Genomic DNA, 22,758 nt, shown 5'->3' on the forward strand with positions numbered 1-22,758 from the left:
CATGCCTGATCTGTCGCTCAGCCTGATCACGGTCAACCAGACTCCACTTGATCTGCGCGGCAATCTGGAGCGTATAAAGAACGCCGTCAGGCTTGCCGGCGACGAGCGTCAGGTGATCTGCTTTCCCGAACTCTCCCTTACCGGATACGGCTGCGAAGACGCCTTTTACATGCCCTATCTGGTCGACGGCGCCCTGAAGGCATTGTTAACGCTTGCAAAAGATACGGCCCGTCTCGATGCATTGATTGTGGTCGGCCTTCCCTTTCGGCAGAACGGACTTCTGTATAACTGCATGGCCCTGCTTCATCGCGGTCGTGTGGTGGCGCTGATCCCCAAACAGCATCTTGCCGGCGAGGGGCTGCATTATGAGCCGCGCTGGTTTCGCGCCTTTCAATCGGCAAAGGGAGAATTCATCGCCTCAGAAGAGACGGCGCTCGACGGAGCTTATTTCGGGCCGGCCGTTATTGAATACGGCGATCTGCGTCTCGGCGTCGAGATCTGTGAGGACGCCTGGGTTGCAGGCCGGCCGGCAATCGCGCTTGCCGGGGCTTCGGTCGATCTGATTCTGAATCCGGCGGCTTCTCATTTCGGCTTCGGCAAATACGACATCCGTAAATCTATCGTTGAAGCGTCTTCGCGCGAGTATCACTGCCTGTATGCGACCGTTAACCTTCTCGGTAACGAAGCAGGCCGGTCCATCTACGACGGTTCCCGCATTGCAGCGTCAGGCGGAACGATCTTGCATGAATCCCATCGCTTTTCGTTTCAGGATGCCTGTATCAGTCAGCTTACCGTATCGCTGAGCGGCATGCGGCAGCGCAGACAGCGTATCTATTCGCGAAAAGAAGAGATGCCCGACGATGGCGGCGCTCTACCCGTGATAAAGATTGATCGCTCATCAAGCGCTCCCGGCTTCGGCAGAGATGCTTCGTTCGCTCGATCAGAAGACGCCTCTCGCAGAAGTTCTTCTATTCCTGGTTATACAATCGAAATAAAGACGATTATCGACGACACGCAGCCATCGAGACAGGGCGAAGCGATCGATACCGATGCGGTTCGCTTTAACGAGTTCTTACACGCTGAAACGCTCGGCCTCTATGACTATATGCGCAAGACGGCTTCGCGCGGTTATACGATCTCGCTTTCGGGCGGAGCCGATTCGGCAGCCTGTGCTCTGCTTGTCGAACGCATGATCCGCCGCGGAACGTCCGAGCTCGGCGATCATTTCTTTGTGAAAGCCGGCCTGCCCGTTTCTTCACCGGGAGAAGCGACGAAGGCGATGCTGCATACGATCTACCAGGCCACCGCGCAGAGTTCTGAGACGACAGAAAGCGCCGCCGCTGAGGTCGCCGCTGCGTTAGGCACAAACCATCATCGCATCGACATTCAGGATATGGTCGACCGATCAAGAGGTCTCGTCGAAGGCGTGCTTGAACGCCCCCTGACCTGGCAGACCGATGATCTCGCCTTACAGAATATCCAGGCACGGGCTCGCAGCCCTCTTGTCTGGATGATCGCCAATACGACGGGCAGCATCCTGATCGCCACCGGAAACCGCAGCGAAAGCTCCGTCGGTTACTGCACGATGGACGGCGATACGTCAGGCGGACTCGCTCCCATCGCCGGCATCGATAAGGCATTCCTGCTGCGCTGGCTCAAACATATGGAAGAAACCGGCGATGAATTCGGACCGATCCCCTCGCTTTCGTATATCAATGCACAGCAACCGACCGCCGAGCTGCGACCGCTTGAGGCGAAGCAGACCGACGAAAAGGATCTGATGCCCTATGCTCTACTCGAACGTATCGAACGCCTGGCCCTTCAGGATCTCATGCCGCCATCGGGTATTCTGAGCATGCTGCTTGCCGAAAAAGAGGCCGGCCAGGCTCGCTGGACGACGGCGGCGGAACATTTCACCCCTGACGAATTAAAGCAGGCCGTTTCGCGCTTCTTTCAACTCTGGAGAAGCAGTCAATGGAAGCGAGAGCGATTCGCCGTTTCGTTTCACATCGATACGTATAACGTCGATCCGCGCAGTTACCTGCGTTTTCCCGTGCTCAGCGCAAAAATAGAAGAGGATGCCGGTAAAAACATTATATGAAACGTCGATCTGCTTTTGCTCTGATGAGCATCGCCTCCGTCATCGTCCTTGTCGAGGTCATCGTTCGGCTTCTGCCTGTTTACGAATATGCCGATCCACAGGAATACTATCTTCACCGAAAGGGCGTCGAACTGCGCGAAGGAACCGAGAACTATCGCGTCATCGTTCTCGGCGACTCCCGTTCTATGGCTTTACGCCCTCCAGAAGAGGGATTGTCCTTTTATAATTTCAGCGCTCCCGGCATGGGTAACCGCTACTACACGGTACTGCTGAAGCGTTACCTGAGCACGGGTCGCAAGCCCGATCTGATCTTGCTTGCGCCACACCAGCATGCATTGCTTGCCTCGCCTGAGCGACCGGCAACCGATCTCAAGTATAATGACGGTGCCACTCCGCTACAGGCAGCTTCACAGTTTTTCTCAAGGAGGCTGGATGCCCCTCTGTTCCAGGGCAAACCAGGCGGCCTGCAACCTGCCCTACGACCGGAACTCTTTGCTCCGGTCTTTCGCAACGGTCGCCTGCACTTTCTCGGCTATACGGATTCCATTCGCATATTCAGCGGCATGGATCGCCTCGTTCAGGCCTATGAAGGGGCGCCGTTCCTCTATCGCACGTACTTCTTACGGACGACGATTCTCGGCATGGTCCAGAATCCAGGACGTGACGGAAATATTGAGGGATGTGAGAGCTGTGACGCCATTCACAAAGGCATCTGCTACGATCGACTTCAGCCTCGCGATAGCACGGCCCTTGTAGAACAGTCGATTCGCAATTTCGGCGGCGCCTTTAACCTTGATGATCTCACATCACCCAGCGGCCGCGTCGGGCTCTTTCTCACTCGCGATACGGCCATGAAAGGCATGGCAGACGGATTGAATACAGAGAATATGACTGTGCAGACCGATACGCTCGAAGAACTCGTCGCCTTCGCATCGTCTCAGGGGATCAAGATCGTTTTTCTCGAACTGCCACTTCCCGAACGTGTCAGTCAGGCCCGGCAGGTTCCGCTGTTGCGCCAGACGATTCAGGGTGTGCTTTCCAGATACGATGGAACCGGTTATGTGCAATTCCCGACTTTGAGTTATCCCGAAACCAGCTATATTGATCCGTTCCACTTGAGCTGCTACGGTGCAGCCGAACTGAATAACGACTTCCGGCGCATCTTCCCTTCTATTCGCGAAGGCTTTCTGGAGCAGCACAGGTGATTTTTAACTCGCTCAGCTTTCTGTTATTTTTTCTTATCGTACTGGCCGGTTACTGGACAATGCAGGCGTTTCGATGGCGTTTGCGAGGTCAGAATGCTCTATTGCTCGTTGCCTCATACATATTCTACGGCTCCTGGGATTGGATCTTCCTCGGCCTTGTTCTCTTTTCGACCCTGTGGAACTATTTCTTCTCTTTATGGATTGAGCATACAGAGAACGAGCGACTTCGCCGCAGGCAACTGATCGTCTCGCTGATCGGCAATTTTGCGCTGCTCGGTTTCTTCAAGTATTTCAATTTCTTCTCCGGGGAACTCTTCCTGCTTTTGAAAGCGGTCGGCATTGCGCCTGAAGGCGGCAGTCAATTCATCATTGCCAATCTGATTTTACCTGTGGGCATCAGTTTCTTTACGTTTCAGGCCAGCGCCTATACGATAGACGTCTACCGTCGTCGCATCGGCGCCGAGAAGAATCTTCCCGATTTCGCTCTTTTTGTCGTGTATTTTCCTCAGCTTGTCGCCGGCCCGATCGAACGGGCCGAGGATCTTCTCACCGCTCTCAAGAAAGAGCGTTCGATCGATATCGAACTTGCAGAGAAGGCCGTCTGGAATCTTCTTCACGGCTTCTTCATGAAAGTTGTCATCGCCGACAATCTTGCTCCGCTCGTCGACGGGGTTTTTGGCAACAGAGCGTATTACTTGAGTCAGCCCGATTTTGCTTCGGAGTTCGGCGCCGGTCAGATACTGCTTACGGGATTTGCCTTCATGATTCAGATCTACTGCGACTTCGCCGGCTACTCGTTCATTGCTCTCGGCGCCTCACAGCTGCTCGGCATCCCACTCACGCGCAACTTCTTACAGCCTTTCTTTGCGACGAACCCCGCCGAGTTCTGGCGACGCTGGCATACGACGTTGATCCGCTGGTTTACCGATTATGTGTACCGACCTCTTGGCGGCAGTCGCGTTTCGAAATGGATGAATCTTCGCAATATCATGATAGTCTATCTCGTCTCTGGATTGTGGCACGGTGCAAACTGGACCTATATCATCTGGGGCGGAGTAAGCGGACTTTCCGTCATCGCCTATCGTCTGCTTCGATCCGATGATGACGAGCCCGGTATCGCCGCCGGATTGGCCGGCCTTATTCTCAATACGCTTCTCATCTCAATTACCGGCTTGATCTTCAGGGCCTATGATATGGCGCAGGTATTCGCCTTCTTTCAGGGAGCCATGCAGTACTGGGATCATACCGGCATGAACACAAGCGCCTACGAGCTCAGCCGCTACACGCCGCGAGTTCTGGAGATCATTTTCCCCGTCCTGTTGCTCGACGGCATGAGTCGACTTTTCAAGTCAGACGACTGGTTAGTCGAGCGCGCGCTCTGGGTACGTGTGCTTGTTCCCGTTACCATCTTCTTTCTCATCGTTCTACGCGGGCAATTCGGCAAAGAGGTGATTTACTTTGCGTTCTGAGAGAAGCCTCGCCGCGTCGCTGTCGACTCTGCTTCGGCCGATCCTTGATCGCGCCACGCATCGCCTCAATCGTTCGAGCCCTTTTGCCCCGATCGCGCTTTTTCTGATCGTGGTAATCCTGCTCACCGCCGCTCGCATCGCTCCCTATGGTTACCGGATGTCGGCTCTGATCGGCATGGAGCAGCAATTCATCGACCTGAACCCCGGAGCGACCTTTGAAGGCATCGTAGTATTCAAGGATTCGGGCTACGACGGCCAGTTCTTTTACCTGATCGCACGGGATCTCTTTGATCCTTCTTTTGACGAGCCCGTTCTTGATACCTATCGCATGCGCATGGGTCGCATCGGCATGAGTCTTCTTGTCGGCCTGCCGGCCTCCCTGCTCGGCTGGCAGAGTTATGGGCTCATTGCCTTTGCCATTCTACAACTCTTACAAATTCTCGCCTTTCTTTCTCTTCGCTCGATGCTTTCTGAGAAGAACAGGTATCTGGCGCTGTTCTTTCTTTTCTCGCCTTTCTCGTATAACTCTTCGCTGCTTCTTGTGTCTGATTCACTCATGGTAGCCGTCGCCGTACTCGGCCTTTCCATGCTTGAAAAAGGCGGATTCAGGTTCTCGGCCGACGGCGAAGACCGCACCGACTACCGCTCTCGCTGGACGATCGGAGCCACTTTGCTTCTCTGCTTTCTGGTCACGATTCGCGACACCGCTCTATTTGCTCTGGCTCCGATCGGGCTGCTTTTTCTTTACCGCAAGTCGCTGCGTGGAGTCATACTCGCCGCTCTGCCCGTTCTCGTTTTTCTCGCCTGGATGGCCGTCGTTCGTCTGCTGGAAACGCATCCGGGCTCTAATCCCGTTCACTACGACGCAAAACTGGGCGGTCCGATGGTCGGTTTCTTCCAGAGTCTGAATGGCGAAGCCTTCGCCTCGATAAAGGGCGCTGCACGAGAGATGTCGAAGTATCTGAACCTGCTCTATCTGCTGATCATGGTCTCCACTTTCTTCTATATTAGAAGTCTGCCGACTGCCGCTCTTTTCTCGCCGCTGGTCTTTACAGCAGCTCTCTCAGTCTTCTCTGTTGTGGAGTACTGGGCCACCTTTGATAACGTCAATCGCATGTTCACGCTAAGCATTCCCATCATGGCGCTTTTGCGTGATCGGATTCCGAACATGCGATCACACGGGTTATTCCTGTTGAGCGTTGTCTTCCTGTTGCTGCTTGCCGTGCGTCTTGTATGGTTAAAGCCGGCGATGGCCTTCACCACGATCGGACTGTAAGCCGTCCGTGACTTGCAAAACATCGGCAACGAATCTCTGGCTGAGCGTCAGCGGCGAAAGATGAAATAAACGGCCAGTATGAGAAAGACGAATCCGATCAGGTGATTGGTCGTGAAGTACTGATCCTTGAAAAAGATGACGCTGAACCCGACAAAAACGGAAAGCGTGATCGCCTCCTGAAGTACCTTTAACTGAACAAGCGTAAACGGCCCGCCGTAGCCCGTATAACCGATGCGGTTGGCCGGCACCTGCAGCATATACTCAAAAAGGGCGATGCCCCAGCTGATAAGTATCACGGCCCAGAGACCGAGATCGGCCAGACGTCCGTACTCTTTGAATTTAAGATGCCCGTACCAGGCAAGCGTCATGAAAGAGTTCGACGCGATAAGAAGAAGGATGGAGGTCAGCCCCCGGCTCATACTTGATTCCATATACGAGCCAGCTATGGTAAATCGATCGGGGCGTCGACTCAGAACTCATCCCAGAATTGATTCTGCAACAAAGGAAGACTCTCTCCTGAAACTCAGGAGAGAGTTCAAGAGCGGGTTCAGGACCGGCTCTTCTTAAGAAGAGATCCGGCTCATGCTAATCGGATTACTGGATCTGCGCACGCAGCGCGGCGGCTTTTTCGGTCTGGCCGGTCGATTCGTAGATCTGAAGCAGCTGCTTCTGTAGCTCTTTACGCCTCGCCGGATTTCGCTCTGCCTGGATGCGAGCCTTCAGGTCGGCCTCAGGATCGGCCGTCTCTTCATCCCACATGTCGCGGTGACGGGCGGCCTCAGGCGAAGGAGCGGCGAGTGCACCGGGCGTCTCGGGTGCGGATACACCCGGTGCGGTAGCATCTGGCGAGACTGCACCGGGTTTTACGCCTGATTCTGCCAGACCGGCCGGCGTTGCCAGCTTCTGTTCTTCTGTGATGGCCTTTCCTGTGGGGGACTCTTCTGCCGTCTTTGCATTTGCTGATGGAATTTCAGATCTCTGCATGTATTGAAACGAGCCGATGCCGATACCGACGGCAACGAGCACCGCGGCACTGGCCTGCCAGAGCGTTCGGCTGCGCAAGAAGCCCTCGCCGGCATCGCCCGCTGAGGCGATCGGCAGAAAATCAGCATCATTCAGTGGAGGCAGTGCGGATGGGTTCTTGATCGCCTGATCAAGCCTGGCGAGCAGCGTATCGTTGAAATCGGCGCTTAACGCCGGAGCTCGATTCTTCGGCTCCCGACCTGCCTTTTCAAGAAGCAGGTGAAGATCGCGATGCATCTTTGCCTCTGCCGAAAGCGAAGCCTGCGCACTGATGCGCTCCGGTTCATGCAGAAGGATTTCATTCTCACGATCCAAGCAGATTTCTCCCTTTTTCGTCCTGAAAGATGCGCCTTTTAAGAAGCTCTCTTGCCTTAAACAAGCGACTCTTCACGGTACCGACCTTCAAATTCTTCACACGTGCGATCTCTTCGTAAGAAAGTTCGTCGAAGTATCTCATCCAGAGCAGTTCACGGAAGCGTGCATCCAGCGACCGAATCTGTTGGATTAGATAGGCCGTATGATCGGAAAGTTCATGATTTTTCTGAAGATCAGAAAGATCTTCTACATCGAAGGTCGACGGATCCACATAGTCGACCTGATCGGTCGATCGCTTGCGCAAAACGTCGGTACAACGGTTCACAAGGATTCTATACAGCCATGTATAAATACTTGCCTCGCCGCGAAAGCGATCGATTCCGCGAAACGAGGTAAGAAGAGCGTCCTGTAAGGCGTCTTCGGCGTCATCGGGCGAGCCAAGCATGGAGCATGCCTTGCGAAAGAGCCGCTCACGAAAAGGCTGCACGAGCTCTACAAAGGCCCGCGTTTCGCCCCGGCCGATACGCTCCAGCAGGATTTTCTGCTCATCCGGACTCATAGAGAATGTCAGGCTTCCTGTTTTCGACGAGAGGCCTGATGCGCTCGCCTCTCTTCTGTGTACATCGTGAGTATGAGCAGGCCGATTCCTATGACAATGAGGCTATCGGCGACGTTAAACGTCGGCCAGGACGGCCAGGCAAGCCAGCTGAGGCCCCAGATGCCGTCAAACTGCGACCATCCGAACCAGATGCATTCGACAAAGTCCACGACTCCGCTTACATGGCCGGATTGCGGACCGCCGGGCGAGAACACCCACTCCCGCGTCGCCACCGACTTCACAAAGAGCTTATCGATCAGATTGCCCACCGCTCCCGAGAAGACAAGCAGCCAGGCGGCAGAATGCCCCGAGGCCTCGTTCTTCCAGCGGTAGAAGAAAAGAAAGAGGATGGCAAAAGCGGTCAGATAGATACCGGCGACCGGAGCGACCGGGCCCGAACCGAAAACAAAGCGATCATTGAAGACGAGGCGAAAACGAATCAGATCGCCGCCCTCCCCGAGGATGGGAATGTCGGGCATAGCGTCAACAAGCGCATGCAGAGGCGCATCGGCGGCGTTCATCAACTGATGATGCGTGAGGTTAAAGTTCAGATGATCGGTAACGATTTTCTTGGAAACGAGATCGATGGTAACAAGCAGGGCGAAGGTGGCAAGCCAGAGCGGCGGAAAGACCGATAGAAAGGGTCTTGAGAAGGTAAAGAGTTTTTTAACGAACGCCATCGGTGCAAAGATCCACGAGCAAAGCGGGCGGTCAAGTCGGGAAATCTGCTTTCCGGTGGTGCTTTTCAAGCTTTTCTGGTTCTGATGTCCACGGCTCAAGCACAATCCCCCGCACCTCATACGACCATCGCCGATCTGCAGAGTTTCGAGCGCCGCTACACAAACCTGCCATTCGAGGCCATTCTGAAGCAGGATATTCTGCGTCTGGGCCTGAGCTTTGACGGCAAGGCATTGTCGGGCATCGAGTTCAAGACCAAGGATTACTTCATCTTCACCTTCGACCACGTGCCTCTGGCCGAACAATCCGAAGAGATTCGCTTCAGAGCGCCAGAAGAGATTCGACTCAGCGGAGGGCCGTTCTCGCTTGCAAAAACCGTCGTTTCTGTGCGCATCGATCCGTCGTCGCCCTACAGGGTTTCGACGACAGATCGCGGTCCGGCGCTCTTTCTCGGCGACCAGTTCCTGGCCGACGTCGACTTCCCGCCCGTGCCTGCATGGTACCGACATACGACGTCGTCGGGCAAATCGCCGGGCGAGATCGCTCCCGTCATCGAATGGGGCTACCTGATCTATTTAACCGTCTTTCGTAACTGCCAGTATTTCGGTAAGGACGAAGAATGCGCCTTCTGCGACATCAATCATAACTGGCGACAGCAGCGCCTGCAGGGTCGGCCATACACGGGCATCAAGAGCATAGAAGAGATTCTCGAAGTCCTGTCGTTCATCGATAAAGAAGATACGGTCGCCGAGTGTTATACAATCACAGGCGGATCGGTCGTCACCGACTTACAGAAAAAAGGCGAGACGGATTTCTATTTTCAGTACATCCGAGCCATCGAAGAACGCTTCCCGGGCCGATGGATGGGCAAGATGGTCGTGCAGGCCTGGGAAAAGGCCGATCTTCTGCGCTTCAAAGAGGCAGGCATCAAGGTCTATCATCCGAATTACGAAGTCTGGGATCCGGAGTTATTCACGAAGCTCTGTCCCGGCAAAACTCGCTTCATCGGACGGGAGAACTGGATTCGTCGCATCGTCGAGTCGGTGGACGTCTTCGGGCCGTCGCATGTGATTCCCAACTTCGTCGGCGGGGTCGAACTGTCGAAGCCTTATGGTTTCAAAACCGTCGCCGAGGCCGTGAAGTCGACGGCAGAAGGCCTGGATTTCTTCATGAGCCACGGAGTGGTGCCGCGCTTTACGACGTGGTGTCCCGAGCCGTATACGACGCTTTCGACGCTTGAAAAGCAGGAGAAGCCGCCTCTTGTGTATTTCCTTGAGCTGCTCAGCGAATGGAAGCGCATCTTCGAGAAGTATAAACTTCCGACGCCTCCGGGATACGGCCCTCCGGGTCCGGGCCAGGCCGTCTTCTCGGTCAGCGCCTTCATGGACGTCATCGGTTACGAAGGGCGGGCCTGACGGTCAGGCGCTATGCCCGATATGCTCAAGCGATCAGCGGTCTTCCGCGTAACGCTGACTGTCGGCGCCCTGCTCTTCTTTCTCGCTTACCGACTTTATCTGATCCCGGCCAGGTCGATCGGTCAAATGTTGCTCGGCTGGGGATTCGAGGTGACCGTCTTCTCGACGATTCTCCTGTTCTTTTTTGTGTTTTCTTTTGTGTTCTCTTTCGTGTTGCAGCGCCTGACTTGGAGCGAGCATCTTTCCTTTGTTTCTCATCGTTTCTCACTGCACTCTCTCTTCTCTATTCTCTTTAATGCCTTCTTTCTCTCTGCCTTTGTTCTTCACTTCGCCTTCTTCTTCTTTTTCGCCGAGGCCACATGGCGCCGGTACTCGCTTCTTGATACGGATTCCTTTCAACTGCTTTACTTCTTCACCGACGTACTGCCCTTCACTGGATGGCTGCTGCTTATCTCGTCCCTGATCATCCTCTATATTGTCGCCCGTTATGTATCGAATCGCCTTGCCGAGATTGAGTCATTGCCTTCTTTCTTGCATCATACCCTGTACCATGCGGGGCGCCCAGGGCATGCAGGCGCCGCTGCTTTTATGGCGCTTGGCGGACTGATCAGCACGCAGATAGCAGCCGCTCCCATCGATTCACCGGTCGCCTATATCGCCGTCGATCTCTACGAGGCATTCTCAGCTCGGTCATTGACGATCGACGCCGCATCACCTCCCGCATCCTACAATACCTGGGATCGCCCCGAACCTGAGACGCTACGGTATAAAAAGATCGTCGTCTTTGTCATGGAATCGGTCACCCTGAAGGCGCTTGAAGAAGGGACGTCGCGACTCGAACCCGAGCGGATGTTTGCACATATAAAAAAACAGTCGCATCGTTATACAAATATCATCGCTTCGAATATGGACAGCCGCACCGGCATGCTTGCCATGCTTTCGGGACGCTTTGTTCCCTTTGAAGCCTACAGCGATGCCGACGTCGCTCGCTACGCCTTTCTCTCAGGCGAACGATCGCTTGTCCATCGCATGAATGAATACGGTTACGGAACGGCCTTTTCGGCAGCCGTGACGGAACAGGAGGCCGTCGTCTTCGATCTTCCGTGGAGCGAGCGCTTCGTCCTTACCGAGTCGGATCGCGATCGGGCACGCAAACAGGGCTTCCTCTGTATGACGCCGTATGAATTCGAACACAGCTGCGACGATCGTTATCTGCTTCCGCGTCTCGTCGATTTCGTCGCCGCTCATGAGCGAGCGTTCCTGTATCATGAGTTCATCTACGGCCATTCACAGGAATACATGGATGCGCTTCAAATCGATCCCGTGCGCTATTACTCCGACTATGTCGAAGCCTTCACCGAAGCTCTGAAGAAGCGGGGCTTGCTCGATGAGACGCTGATCGTCATCGTCGCCGATCACGGCATACGCATGAAAGGATACGAAACGGAACGATCGACATATATACTTCCGCTGTATTTCTTTCATCCACAGTTTCAGGGCCGCATCGATGCCTCGCTCTACGCCCATTTCGATTTCAAGGATCTGCTCCTGGCCGAAGCCTCTCATACATCGCCGCCTTTAGCTCGTGATCATGCTCCGTTTATCGGCATGACAAGCTCGGCTATCATCGGCGCCGTCGATGCAAGAGGTGGTCTGACCGTCATCAAAGATCGACGGTGGAGGCCGTATGCTCTCATGACGCCTGATCAGGCAGAGGCAGAACGATTGCTTGCTGGCATTCGATCGTATCGCGACAGATTTACAGAATCAGACTTTTCTTATTGACGGAATTCCTGTCCACTCCAGGCTATTCCAGAAACGCGCGCAACTTAGAGGCTGATTATTGATGAAAGGCGTCGTTTTCACTTCCCTGAAACCTACATCGATCTGGATATCTGTCAGCACTGCTCCCTGATATGGTTCGTTAGCAGGCTGCTGAAAAAGCAGCCTGCTAAGGCAAAACAGGATGTTTTGCCAAAATGGCCTTTTTGCAAAAAGGCCATTTTGTAAGGATTTTTGGGCTTAGCTCAAAAATCCGTCAGCTGAAAAAGTCCACGGATGGACTTTTTCAGCAGCCTGTTAGAGATGAAATCGAGCATTTCCCCATTCAAAACCGGAAAAAACTGGGGGATCACGCAACGACCTTGATCCAGGATCGCGGTCCACTGATCGATGCCGATGCGAAGGCCCAGTATTTACTGGCCAACCTGAAACTCGAACAGATGGCACGACGGGCTCGCAACAAGGCAAAATACTGGAATTTGCGACGCATGATCAATACACCGTGGATGCTGGATGCCGTCGTCCAGGATCTTCTTGATTATACAGGACTCGACGATCGAGTAGACTAACGATCTCTGATATCACAATAGTTGATATTCAAATAACGATCCTTCCATATTCGAAAGAAAAAACTCTTGCAATTCTGTTACCGCCTCAATCAATGGTGACAGGTATCGTTTTCACAACAAATGCCGCCTTCCGTGCGGCTTCAAGGCGCTCCGGCGTTTTTTCATCCCACCTGGGTTTTTACTGACGATACCGCCCGCAGACTGAGAAAAGGAAAGCCGTTCAAGGACGGCAGCAACATGCCCTGAATTCGCATCCTCAATGCGAAGGGTCGCGTTCCTTTTCGCAGCGTAATTTATGGAGGCTGTTCATGAGCAGTAGCAAACAGAACTACGGAGCGAATCCGTTAGCGAAACGCGAAACCGATCATTACAAAAACGAATACATCGAGTCCTTCGTCTCTAAATGGGATGAACTGATCGACTGGGATGCCCGCGCAAATAGCGAAGGCGATTTCTTTCTGCGAACGTTGAAAGAACGAAACGCACATAAGGTGCTTGATGTCGCCACCGGCACGGGCTTTCATTCCATACGCCTCATCGAGCAGGGATTTGAAGTCACAAGCGCCGACGGCAGTCCTTCGATGCTTGCGCGCGCCTTTGCAAACGGCCGTAAACGCGATCACATCCTGCGCACGGTGCAGGCCGACTGGAGATGGTTAAACCGAGATATTCACGGCAAGTACGACGCCGTTATCTGCCTCGGAAACAGCTTCACACATCTATTCGAAGAACGTGACCGACGCAAGTCCCTCGCCGAATTTTATGCAGCGCTGCGCCATGACGGTGTTTTGATCATCGATCAGCGCAACTATGACATGATCCTCGACGAAGGATTTCGCAGTAAACATATCTATTATTACGCGGGCGAGAACGTTCGCGCCGAACCCGAGCATGTGGATGACGGCCTTGCTCGTTTCGTATACGAATTCCCCGACGGAGCGAAGTTTAACCTGAACATGTTTCCGCTACGCAAAGAATACATGCGCAAACTACTCTACGAAGTGGGATTTCAGAAAGTCACGACCTATGGAGATTTTCAGGAAACGCATCATCAGGACCAGCCTGACTTCTACATTCACGTCGCCGAGAAATACTACGGCACGGAATACGAAGGAGAGGCGCGCCCATGAGCACCGTGGAAATCACAAAACAGTACTATAACAGTCCCGATGCCGACGTCTTCTACCATGAAGTATGGGGCGGCGACGATATTCACATCGGCCTTTATACGACGACGCAGGACATTCGCGAGGCATCCCGATTAACCGTCGAACGTATGGCCTCTTTGATCGAGAATCGAATCGACGAAACGTCGACCGTTCTCGACCTCGGTTCGGGCTATGGCGGAGCGGCGCGCTATCTGAACGATCGCTTTCACTGCCGTGTGATCTGTCTTAACCTGAGCGAGGTCGAAAATCAGCGCAATCGCAACAGAAACAGCGAAACGGGACAATCCGAAGCGATCAGCGTCATCGACGGATCTTTCGAAGAGATTCCGCCCGTCATCCTCGACCACTCCGTCGACCTTGTATGGTCGCAGGATGCCATGCTTCACAGCGGATCAAAAGAGAAGATCTTCGCCTGCGTGTCTCGCATACTGAAACCAGGAGGCCGCTTCATCTTTACCGATCCCATGCAGAGCGAGAAGGCCGATCCGGCGCGTCTGCAGCCCGTCTATGATCGTATTCACCTGAAAGAGATGGGCAGCTTTGAACTCTATCAAAGGCTTGCCAGGCAGCACGGCATGACGACCGAACGAATCCTCGACCTTTCGCCGCAGCTTCCCGTGCATTACGGCCGCGTTCTTGAAGAGCTGAACAGTCAGGATGCTCGCCTTCGCGCGAAGATCAGCGGCGAGTATATCGACCGCATGAAGATGGGCCTGCAACACTGGATCGATGCCGGCAACCGAGGCGATCTCGCCTGGGGCATCATCGAACTCAGTCGCAACTCCTGAATAGCCATGACTGCCATCACCTTTCTATTCTTCCTGTTCTGCTTCACTCTGATCGGCGTAGCGTCGATCAGAGCAAGCAAACAGACGACGGACGATTACCTGCTCGCCGGCCGCAGCGTCTCACCGCTCTTTACGGCTCTTTCGGCCGTGGCGACGAATAACAGCGGCTTTATGTTTATCGGTCTGATCGGTTATACCTACGCCGTCGGGTTATCCTCTATATGGATCATGGTCGGATGGATCGCCGGCGATTATCTTGCCTGGAGATGGATCTATCCGCATCTGCGACGCGAATCTGAGATGCGCGACGTCGCCACCGTCCCTTCGTACCTCAGCCATACGGGCGACCGTTACGGACCGGCCGTTATGCGCATCGCCGCCGTCATTCTCATCGTCTTTCTTGGCGTCTATGCCGCCGCGCAGTTGAATGCCGGCTCCAAAGCGCTGCACACGCTGTTCGGATGGCAGTATGAAACCGGAGCCATCATCGGCGCCGTCATCGTTCTTGTGTACAGCTGGTCGGGAGGCATTCGCGCCTCGATCTGGACTGACGTCGCTCAGTCCGTCGTTATGGTCGCCGCCATGCTTCTTCTTGTCATCAGCATCGTCGTCGAGGTCGGCGGCGTTCCGGCAGCGATCGAACGGCTGGCCGAAATCGATCCGTCTCTGTTAACGCTGATTCCTGCAAATCTCAAGTTCGGCTTTGCCGCCTTTCTTCTCAGCTGGATAGCCGCCGGCATCGGCGTTACGGGACAGCCGCACGTCATCATTCGCGCTATGGCCATCCGCTCTGTCACAGCGATGAGTACGGCCCGGCGGGTTTATTTTCTATGGTACACGCTCTTCTCGGCGCTTGCCATCGCCGTCGGCCTTGGAGCGCGCATCCTGCTCGATCATCCCGAGACGTTCGACGCAGAGTTAGCCCTGCCCATCATCTCAACGCAGCTGCTGCATCCGATATTGATCGGGCTGATCCTTGCCGGCCTTTTTGCAGCCACGATGTCGACGGCCGATTCACAGGTGCTCGCCTGCTCGGCGGCCTTCACACAGGATCTGCTGCCCGAACGCTACTGGAAGAACTATATTCTCGCGAAAATGGGAACGGCCCTTGTTACGCTTCTGACGTTAAGCATCGCGCTTTTCGGCAGCCAGAACGTCTTCGGTCTCGTCGTTCTCTCCTGGTCCATCCTTGCATCGACGCTCGGTCCGCTGATCATGCTGCATTCCTTACGGCGCCCCGTTTCGGGGCCTGTGTCCATTCTCATGATGGTTGCCGGTATGGCGGCCGTATTCCTGTGGCGGGCCATGCCCGGATACTCCGATGCCGTGTATGAAACGCTGCCCGGTATGGCAGCCGGTTTTCTTGTGTATCTGATTTCTCAGCTCAATCAGAAAAAGAGGTGAGAACAGGCCATCTGTCACTTTACTGACTCCACAGGCCGATCCCCAACGGCCTGTGGGAGCCAGTATGTCAAAAACAACGTCAAAATCAGCGTCACACTCTTCATCGGCCTCAACAGCGGACTCAAGCGACCGCAGCGCCTGCGGACCGTGCTGCCGCATCGAATCCATCGTCAGCACGGACGAAAGAGGCCAGATGGTGCTGCCCCGCGACGTCAGGGAAAAGGCAGGCATCAAGCCCGGCGATAAGCTCGCCCTCGTCAGCTTCGAAAATAACGGGAAAATCACCTGCATTGCCCTTGTTCCGGCCGACAGCCTGTCGGGCACGGTGCAGGATCTGCTCGGCCCGCTTCTTGGAGTCGCCCCGGTCGGATAGCGGCTGGCAGAGGGAGTGGAACCGCTCGTGCGCTGTCCGCGTCCAATCTGCCGGTATTGCTGATTTTTCTGATTTTTCTGATTTTATTGACGATTCCAGCAAATTGCCTTTATTGGATCTGGCGCTATTGTCGCCGGAGGATAGTATGAATCAGGAAACTGTAAAAGAGTATGTGAGAGATCGCTACGGAAGTATCGCCTCACGCGGAGGCGGCGGTTGCTGCGGATCAGCTTCCCGGCAATCCGAAAAGCTCAGCGAGTCTGTAGGCTACTCGCATGAAGAGATGAATGCCGTTCCCGAAGGAGCCAATCTCGGACTGGGATGCGGAAATCCGCTTGCCAGCGAATCAATCAAAACGGGCGAAACCGTGCTCGACCTCGGCTCGGGTGCCGGCTTCGACGCCTTTCTTGCGGCCAGACAGGTCGGGCCCGAAGGCAAGGTAATCGGAGTGGACATGACTCCGCAGATGATCGCCCGGGCTCGTGCGAACGCAGAGAAGGCAGGCGTGAAGAACGTCGAGTTCCGACTCGGCGAAATCGAGAACCTGCCTGTCGCAGATGGCGCCGTCGATCTGATCATCTCGAACTGCGTGATCAATCTCGTTCCCGACAAAGCGACCGTCTTTCGCGACGCCTTTCGCGTATTGAAGTCGGGCGGACGTATGATGGTCTCTGATATCGTCGTGAAATCCCCTCTGCCCGACGAGGTGAGCTCGTTTCTACCGGCGATCGGAGCCTGCGTCGGCGGCGCTTCTCTGCTTGCGGATTATACGGCAGCGATAGCGGCAGCTGGATTCAAGGATGTTCGCATCCTCCAGGAATCGGGTATTCCCGCCGAATGGCTCGATGATCCCGACCTGCGAGCACTCGCTACAAAGCAGGGTTATTCATCCGAGCGCGTCGCCGCTCTTGCCGCCGACGTCGTAAGCATCAAGGTATCGGCGGTTAAACGTTAAATCCGAAGTAGCCGACGTCTCCGTCCTGAACGATGCATTTCTTAGCATCGCTCAGGCGGCGGCGACCGGTCGCTTTCCCGACTGATGCGACGGGTGTCGCTGGCCTGGCGCAAGGTATATGCTTTACAGCCAGAACACGACAGCGGAGAATCATCCGGAGAAATAGTTTACCTGGATATGACAGGCAAAAAGTAGTGGATAAATCTGAGATTGGATTCTTCAACATCCGGAGGCTAAATGAGACGAATTATCGCTATGATCATCTTGAGTATTCCGTTTGCGATGGGAATTGGAATCGTCTACATGATCGCCTCCCAATGGAAGGCCTCTACGCCGATCGATTATTCCAGGCTCAGTGATCAACCGGACGTAAAATTCGCACTGGACCGTCTGATCAAAGGAGACTTCGCCGACTATGCTCCTCCCGCTACACGTGCGGCGGAGAACTTTGACAGAGCGAACGAGCAGATACGAGGAATACTTCTCAACGCGAGCGAGTATACTCTGATCGAATACGGGTCTGTGACTCAGCATTCCAACAACCGGAATACAACACAGGTCAACCTCGCCTTTCAGGCCAGACTGTCTTCAGGCAGCTTTGCTCTGATTCGAATGGCTCTTTTAAAAAATGACAATGAACCGCTCCTGATATCGGCGTTACAGGCTCAACCGATTGCCGATGAATGGTTCAAGCTATACAACGTATCTGCCCTGCCTTTTACATGGAAACATGGAATGTTGCTTGGCTTTATGGTACTGTCACTGGGCATCGTTGCATGGTCGGCATATCTTCTGCTTTTCAAGAGCCCTCAGAAAAACCTGATTCTCTGGAGCATAGCCATCATCATCGGATTGTCTAAACTGACATTGAACTGGAATGATGAATCGTGGAATCTGCAACTGATAAACATTGCTCTGCTGCCAGGAGGGTTCGTCCGCATGGGAAACCTCGGTATCTACGTTCTGTCAGCCCATATTCCCGTATTCGGAATTGTCTATATCGTAAAACATCTTCTGTCCAAACAACGGAGCAGTCAGCCTGCAACGCAATCGGCTACACCAAACGACGATGCAACAATAGACGCATGGATTGAGAAGCTGTCGGGCTTCTATGACGATTCCATTCCTCAAGAGGTGCAGGAAGAAGCGGTCGCACACCTATCGTTAACAATTCCTGACGATCAACTCTGGAAGCTCCTTCCGCCTCACAAAGGCAAAGGCTACTGGGAGAATGCGGCAAGAGTACTCGTGCAAATCGGCTTTCCGCGACTGTGGATCGTCGAAGAAGGACTGGTAAAATGGCTACAGGATATGAACTGGCCCGGTGCAAGAAGAATCTACGATCTTCTCATGACTCTACCAGATAACGAATTTATCGCCATGATCGAGAAGACTCTACGTAAGGCCGACAGCGAAGACGATACAGTATGGATCTACTGGTTGAAGGAGTTGATAGAAGATAAAGGCGTTCTTGCGAGGCTCAGTGAGGAAGGCAGGGTGATTCTGGAACGGGCGGAGGATGGTTGATGGGGGGATAGAGGGAAAACTTTGTGCCGTCTCAAAAAAGTCCCGAAGCCATGAAAACATCATTGAAAATTTGATTTACAATCAAACGAGTAGCAACAATATGTAAAGTAAACAGGACTGATCTTCAAGGCTTTTGTATCAAATAGCATGGTGAATTGGTTGTATGGTGCCCGCAAGTGATCTTAAGTTGAACCGGAATGACCTGCTTTCATTGTGGGTAGCTATGCGGCGGGGTGATTCGACAGCCTTCGCTCCCGGGAAAGCCCTCGAATACTTGATTATTCGATCCTTTGAATTGGAGCAATGCCGGGTAGAATATGCCTTTGAAGTAAATCTCCTTGGAAATGTTATTGAGCAGATTGATGGATTTATAGAAATTGAAGGAACAGGTTTTCTGTGTGAGTGCAAGGACACTCCCAGCCACAATGTGTTTTTTGATCCGATTGCCAAAATGGTCGCTCGACTTAACCGCAGGCCCTCTTCTGATGTAGGGGCCATTTTCGCAACGAGCGAGTTCACCGAGCCGGCTCTTGTTCTTGCAAATTTTACGTTCCCCAGAACAGTGCTTTTGTGGAATGTGGACGAAATAGAATACGCATTGAAGAAGCAATATTTTCGCGCAGGCATGAAGGCAAAACTCAGACAAGCTCAAATGCGTGGAATTTCTGACTATAATATCATGGTCGAGGAATGAAGTGAAGCCCATCGCAATCACCGAAAGCAAACACGATTTGTATGCCCTGGAAAGGATTCTTGGAGTCCTGCCATCGATTAGCTTTTCTGGATTTGCTGCGTCTGGAAAAAATGCGGCCATATCGTACGCCCGTTCGGCTCTTCTCAGTCCGAACAGGCGCGTTGTTCTTGTTATCGACAGTGATTCCCTTGATCCAGGGAAAATTGATGAAGGGCGTCAATTCGTTAACGATTACTTAGCAAAACCCGATAGAAACCGCTTCTTACTCGTTCAGATGATTCCGGAATTCGAAAGAGTTTTTTTCTATAATGAGTACATGGTTACCAAGGGAACAGTAGAAAAAATTCATCTCGCACCAAGGCAAGGTCTCTACGATCTAAAAGGCATAGCTTCGGAAGATGATTACTATGAATATATTGATGGCCTATCAACGAAGGAACTGGAAAGTATCGCCAGAAATGCGCCCGAGATCCAGGAAATTGCGTCTTTTCTTTCTATCTCAGTTTCTGCCGTATAGCCTCACCGGGATTCGCCCGCACAAAGCAGTGTTGAAAGCCGGTTTATTCTATTGAATACCTGTGATCTCGCCTTCGTAAAACCCACGATCGACGAGTACTCGCCTGATGGCGTAGAATTCCATAGGCCACGATAGAAATCACGTTCCCTCTGGAGTCACCTTTAAGACCTATCCTATAAAGGAATACTCTGTCGTTGAAAACATCGGTTCAATGAATAGCAGTGCTAACACAATTTGAAAGCGTCGCCGCTCTTGCCGCCGACGTCGTAAGCATCAAGGTATCGGCGGTTAAACGTTAAACCGGAAGTAGCAGATGTCTCCGTCCTGGACGATGTATTCCTTTCCTTCCAGGCGCAGGCGTCCGGCCTCTTTCGCGGCGTTCATCGTGCCGTATTTATCGAAATCGGCGTACGACGTCACCTCCGCGCGGATGAAGCCGCGCGAGATGTCGCTGTGGATCTCGCCTGCGGCGTCCTGTGCGTTGGTGCCGCGCCGGATCGTCCACGCCCTCACCTCGACCTCGCCCGCCGTGAAAAACGTAATGTAACCGAGAAGGCTGTAGGCCTCGCGGATCATGCGATGCAGACCGGATTCTTCGACGCCAAGCGATTCCAGATACTCTTTCTGTTCTTCGGGCGGCAGAGAGGCGAGCTCTTCTTCGATGCGACCGCAGAGCATGACGTATCCACTGCCTTCTTTCTTCGCATGTGCTATAACCTGTTCGGTGAAGGCGTTGCCTTTGCTCAGCGAGTCTTCGTCGACGTTCAGTACATAGAGCACCGGACGGGCCGTAAGAAGAGCGATCTCTTTCAGCAGAAGCTCCTCTTCTTCGGTGTAGGATAACGATCGAGCCGGCTTCTCGTCTTCGAGAACGGCCATCACCTTTTTCGCGAAATCGTAACGCTTCGCCGCATCTTTGTCGCCAGACTTCGCCTTCTTCTCATGCTTCTGCATGAGCTTCTCGATCGTTTCCATGTCGGCGAGAATCAGTTCAAGATCGATGATGCGGATGTCTTCCAGAGGCTCCACCTTGCCGCGCACGTGGATGATCTGTCCGTCGTCGAAGCAGCGCACGACGTGAGCGATGGCATGCGTCTCTCTGATATGCGTGAGGAATTTATTACCGAGGCCTTCGCCTTTATGAGCCCCTTCGACGAGGCCGGCGATATCGACGAATTCCATGAAGGCAGGCACGATGCCTTTCGGCTTTACGACCTCGATGAGCTTATCCATGCGCGGATCGGGCACATCGACCCGGCCGACGTTCGGCTCGATCGTGCAGAACGGATAGTTCGCCGATTGGGCCCCGGCCTTTGTCAGAGCATTAAAGATGGTCGACTTACCGACGTTCGGAAGTCCAACGATACCGCAGCGTAGCACAGATTGCCTCCAGTGAAGGGCCAGTTTTCGGCGAGAAGCGACGCAGCCAAACGAAAAAGAAAGGGCGCAGCGAAGCCCCCTGGTTTTCTTTGGTCTATCGCTATGAAAATCGTTCTTGATGTGGGTCAGTGCCGCCCTGACCATTCCTCCCTTGCACGTCTGGTTACTTCGGTCGGCGCCGAAATCGAGAAGGTCACTCTGCCGGCCATCGCCCTTGAGAAGTTACGCGAAAGGCGTTACGATCTCGTGCTTGTGAACCGCAAGATCGACGAGGACTACACAGACGGCCTGGATCTCGTAAAGGCCATGCAGGCCGACCCCGAACTCAAGCATATTCCCATCATGCTCATCTCGAATTACGTCGAAGCGCAGGAAGAGGCCGTCCGGCACGGCGCCATCCGCGGATTTGGAAAAAGCGAGATCAACGACCCGGCGACGCGCGAACGTCTGCGTATGGTGCTCGGATTGCATCAGGCGTCGGCCTGATCCTCTTGCCATATCTGCAAAAAATCCTTCCATTTCTGAGCACGGTGCACATTGTGGGCCGTCATGAAGGTGAAATTCTGGGGAGTGCGCGGTTCCATTCCTTCGCCGGTTCGCGGCTTTGCGATTCGCGAGAAGATGAAGCGCATCCTCACCCTGGCCTCGCCTTCTGATATTCTCGACGAAAGTTCGGTAGAACGCTTCTTGCGCTCGTTGCCGTTCTCACTCACACAGACCTACGGCGGCAATACGACCTGCCTCGAGATACGTTCGAAATCCAACGATCTGATGATTATCGATGCAGGCACGGGGCTTCGCGATCTCGGCAATCGCATGATGGCCGACGAGTTCGGCGACGGCAAAGGAGAATGCCATTTTCTCTTCACACATTCGCACTGGGATCATATCCAGGGATTTCCGTTTTTCGTACCCGCCTACATCGAAGGCAATACCTTTCATATTCACGCCGTCTCGGATCATTTCGAGAACCGCATGCGTTATCAGCATGACTTCGAGCATTTTCCTGTCGCCTTCGAAGGCCTTCAGGCGAAGAAGATCTTTCATCAACATCAGCCCGACGAGACGTGGCAGCTGCACGGTATCAATATCAGCACGCATAGCATGCGGCATCCGGGCGGATCGTGGTCCTATCGCCTTGAAGAAGACGGTAAGGTTCTGATCTTCGGGTCGGATGCGGAGTTTCGAGCCGATGAGATGGAGAACCTCGAGGCCTCCCTCGATTACTTTCGCGGCGCCGATATTCTGATCTTTGATACGCAGTATACGTTCGAAGAGCAGCTGCAGAAGATCGACTGGGGCCATTCGTCGGCATCAATCGCCACCGATATTGCGATGAAGGCCGGCGTAAAAAAGCTTGTGCTCTTTCATCATGATCCCTCTTATACAGATGAAAAGCTCGACGAGGTTTATATGCGGGCGATCCGCTATAAAGAGATGATGGATATCGAGGGCGAGAGCAATCTCGAGATTCACATCGCCTACGAAGGCCTTGAGCTCATGGTCTGAGCCTCCGTTTT

Annotated in this window: 22 protein-coding genes; 17 read left to right on the forward strand and 5 right to left on the reverse strand. The window is 53.7% G+C overall.

The genetic code is table 11. The features are described from left to right. The first annotated feature begins 1 nt into the window (after position 1). From nadE to LEPIL_RS07870, 4 genes are read left to right on the forward strand one after another with little or no spacing between them, the layout of a single operon-like run. On the forward strand, positions 2–2,101 hold the full coding sequence (gene nadE, locus LEPIL_RS07855) for an NAD(+) synthase (RefSeq protein WP_002771615.1): 2,100 nt from the start codon (positions 2–4) through the stop codon (positions 2,099–2,101). Further along, a complete protein-coding gene (locus LEPIL_RS07860; protein ID WP_002771617.1) occupies positions 2,098–3,306 on the forward strand; it encodes a hypothetical protein in 1,209 nt (402 codons plus the stop codon). The genes nadE and LEPIL_RS07860 overlap by 4 nt, the downstream gene beginning before the upstream one ends. Beyond that, positions 3,303–4,775, forward strand: coding sequence for an MBOAT family O-acyltransferase (locus tag LEPIL_RS07865; RefSeq protein WP_002771619.1), 1,473 nt, complete (start codon positions 3,303–3,305; stop codon positions 4,773–4,775). The genes LEPIL_RS07860 and LEPIL_RS07865 overlap by 4 nt, the downstream gene beginning before the upstream one ends. Beyond that, positions 4,765–6,051 (forward strand): hypothetical protein, encoded by a 1,287-nt coding sequence (locus LEPIL_RS07870; protein ID WP_002771621.1) that lies wholly within the window; start codon positions 4,765–4,767, stop codon positions 6,049–6,051. Before LEPIL_RS07865 ends, LEPIL_RS07870 begins: the two co-directional genes overlap by 11 nt. Positions 6,052–6,098: 47 nt before the next feature. Here the strand turns inward: LEPIL_RS07870 and LEPIL_RS07875 are convergent, their stop codons facing one another. From LEPIL_RS07875 to LEPIL_RS07890, 4 genes are all read right to left on the reverse strand, one after another. Beyond that, a complete protein-coding gene (locus tag LEPIL_RS07875) occupies positions 6,099–6,458 on the reverse strand; it encodes a DMT family protein (RefSeq protein WP_211208682.1) in 360 nt (119 codons plus the stop codon). Positions 6,459–6,645: 187 nt separating this feature from the next. Further along, complete coding sequence (locus LEPIL_RS07880; RefSeq protein ID WP_002771623.1) at positions 6,646–7,389, reverse strand: hypothetical protein; 744 nt, start codon at positions 7,387–7,389, stop codon at positions 6,646–6,648. Continuing rightward, positions 7,379–7,948 carry an RNA polymerase sigma factor gene (locus LEPIL_RS07885; RefSeq protein WP_002771624.1) on the reverse strand — a complete coding sequence of 190 codons (570 nt, stop codon included), beginning with the start codon at positions 7,946–7,948 and terminating at the stop codon, positions 7,379–7,381. The genes LEPIL_RS07880 and LEPIL_RS07885 overlap by 11 nt, the downstream gene beginning before the upstream one ends. A gap of 8 nt (positions 7,949–7,956) precedes the next feature. After that, on the reverse strand, positions 7,957–8,667 hold the full coding sequence (locus LEPIL_RS07890; protein WP_002771626.1) for a signal peptidase II: 711 nt from the start codon (positions 8,665–8,667) through the stop codon (positions 7,957–7,959). An 84-nt stretch (positions 8,668–8,751) separates the two neighbouring features. Between LEPIL_RS07890 and LEPIL_RS07895 the strand changes: the two genes are divergently transcribed. The 11 genes from LEPIL_RS07895 (at position 8,752) to LEPIL_RS07945 (ending at position 19,858) form a co-directional block, all read left to right on the forward strand. Continuing rightward, entirely contained in the window at positions 8,752–10,080 is a 1,329-nt protein-coding gene (locus LEPIL_RS07895) for a radical SAM protein (protein ID WP_002771629.1), read from the forward strand. Positions 10,081–10,092: 12 nt separating this feature from the next. Then, complete coding sequence (locus LEPIL_RS07900; RefSeq protein ID WP_002771631.1) at positions 10,093–11,865, forward strand: sulfatase-like hydrolase/transferase; 1,773 nt, start codon at positions 10,093–10,095, stop codon at positions 11,863–11,865. A gap of 359 nt (positions 11,866–12,224) precedes the next feature. Continuing rightward, positions 12,225–12,431: a hypothetical protein gene (locus LEPIL_RS23390; protein WP_143464748.1), complete on the forward strand. Its 207-nt coding sequence runs from the start codon at positions 12,225–12,227 to the stop codon at positions 12,429–12,431. Positions 12,432–12,739: 308 nt separating this feature from the next. Beyond that, a complete protein-coding gene (locus tag LEPIL_RS07910) occupies positions 12,740–13,561 on the forward strand; it encodes a glycine/sarcosine N-methyltransferase (RefSeq protein ID WP_002771637.1) in 822 nt (273 codons plus the stop codon). Continuing rightward, complete coding sequence (locus LEPIL_RS07915; RefSeq protein WP_002771639.1) at positions 13,558–14,388, forward strand: SAM-dependent methyltransferase; 831 nt, start codon at positions 13,558–13,560, stop codon at positions 14,386–14,388. The genes LEPIL_RS07910 and LEPIL_RS07915 overlap by 4 nt, the downstream gene beginning before the upstream one ends. A gap of 6 nt (positions 14,389–14,394) precedes the next feature. After that, positions 14,395–15,792 carry a sodium/proline symporter gene (locus tag LEPIL_RS07920; RefSeq protein ID WP_002771641.1) on the forward strand — a complete coding sequence of 466 codons (1,398 nt, stop codon included), beginning with the start codon at positions 14,395–14,397 and terminating at the stop codon, positions 15,790–15,792. Between the two features lie 64 nt (positions 15,793–15,856). Continuing rightward, entirely contained in the window at positions 15,857–16,165 is a 309-nt protein-coding gene (gene hgcC / locus LEPIL_RS07925; protein ID WP_002771643.1) for an HgcAB-associated protein HgcC, read from the forward strand. A gap of 145 nt (positions 16,166–16,310) precedes the next feature. Continuing rightward, a complete protein-coding gene (gene arsM / locus LEPIL_RS07930; protein ID WP_002771645.1) occupies positions 16,311–17,120 on the forward strand; it encodes an arsenite methyltransferase in 810 nt (269 codons plus the stop codon). A 237-nt stretch (positions 17,121–17,357) separates the two neighbouring features. Beyond that, positions 17,358–18,647, forward strand: a complete 1,290-nt coding sequence (locus LEPIL_RS21835) for a DUF5071 domain-containing protein (protein ID WP_002771647.1) — start codon at positions 17,358–17,360, stop codon at positions 18,645–18,647. Positions 18,648–18,870: 223 nt separating this feature from the next. Continuing rightward, a complete protein-coding gene (locus LEPIL_RS07940; protein WP_052608239.1) occupies positions 18,871–19,341 on the forward strand; it encodes a hypothetical protein in 471 nt (156 codons plus the stop codon). 1 nt (position 19,342) lies between these two features. Continuing rightward, entirely contained in the window at positions 19,343–19,858 is a 516-nt protein-coding gene (locus LEPIL_RS07945; protein WP_002771651.1) for a hypothetical protein, read from the forward strand. 288 nt (positions 19,859–20,146) lie between these two features. Here the strand turns inward: LEPIL_RS07945 and ychF are convergent, their stop codons facing one another. Next, positions 20,147–21,238: a redox-regulated ATPase YchF gene (gene ychF / locus LEPIL_RS07950; protein WP_002771653.1), complete on the reverse strand. Its 1,092-nt coding sequence runs from the start codon at positions 21,236–21,238 to the stop codon at positions 20,147–20,149. A 102-nt stretch (positions 21,239–21,340) separates the two neighbouring features. Here ychF and LEPIL_RS07955 point away from each other — a divergent pair, with 102 nt between their 5' ends. After that, complete coding sequence (locus LEPIL_RS07955; RefSeq protein WP_002771656.1) at positions 21,341–21,724, forward strand: response regulator; 384 nt, start codon at positions 21,341–21,343, stop codon at positions 21,722–21,724. A gap of 63 nt (positions 21,725–21,787) precedes the next feature. Continuing rightward, entirely contained in the window at positions 21,788–22,747 is a 960-nt protein-coding gene (locus LEPIL_RS07960; RefSeq protein WP_002771658.1) for an MBL fold metallo-hydrolase, read from the forward strand. The last annotated feature ends 11 nt before the right edge of the window (positions 22,748–22,758 follow it).

Origin of the sequence: Leptonema illini DSM 21528, assembly GCF_000243335.1 — a bacterium.
GTDB lineage: Bacteria > Spirochaetota > Leptospiria > Leptospirales > Leptonemataceae > Leptonema > Leptonema illini.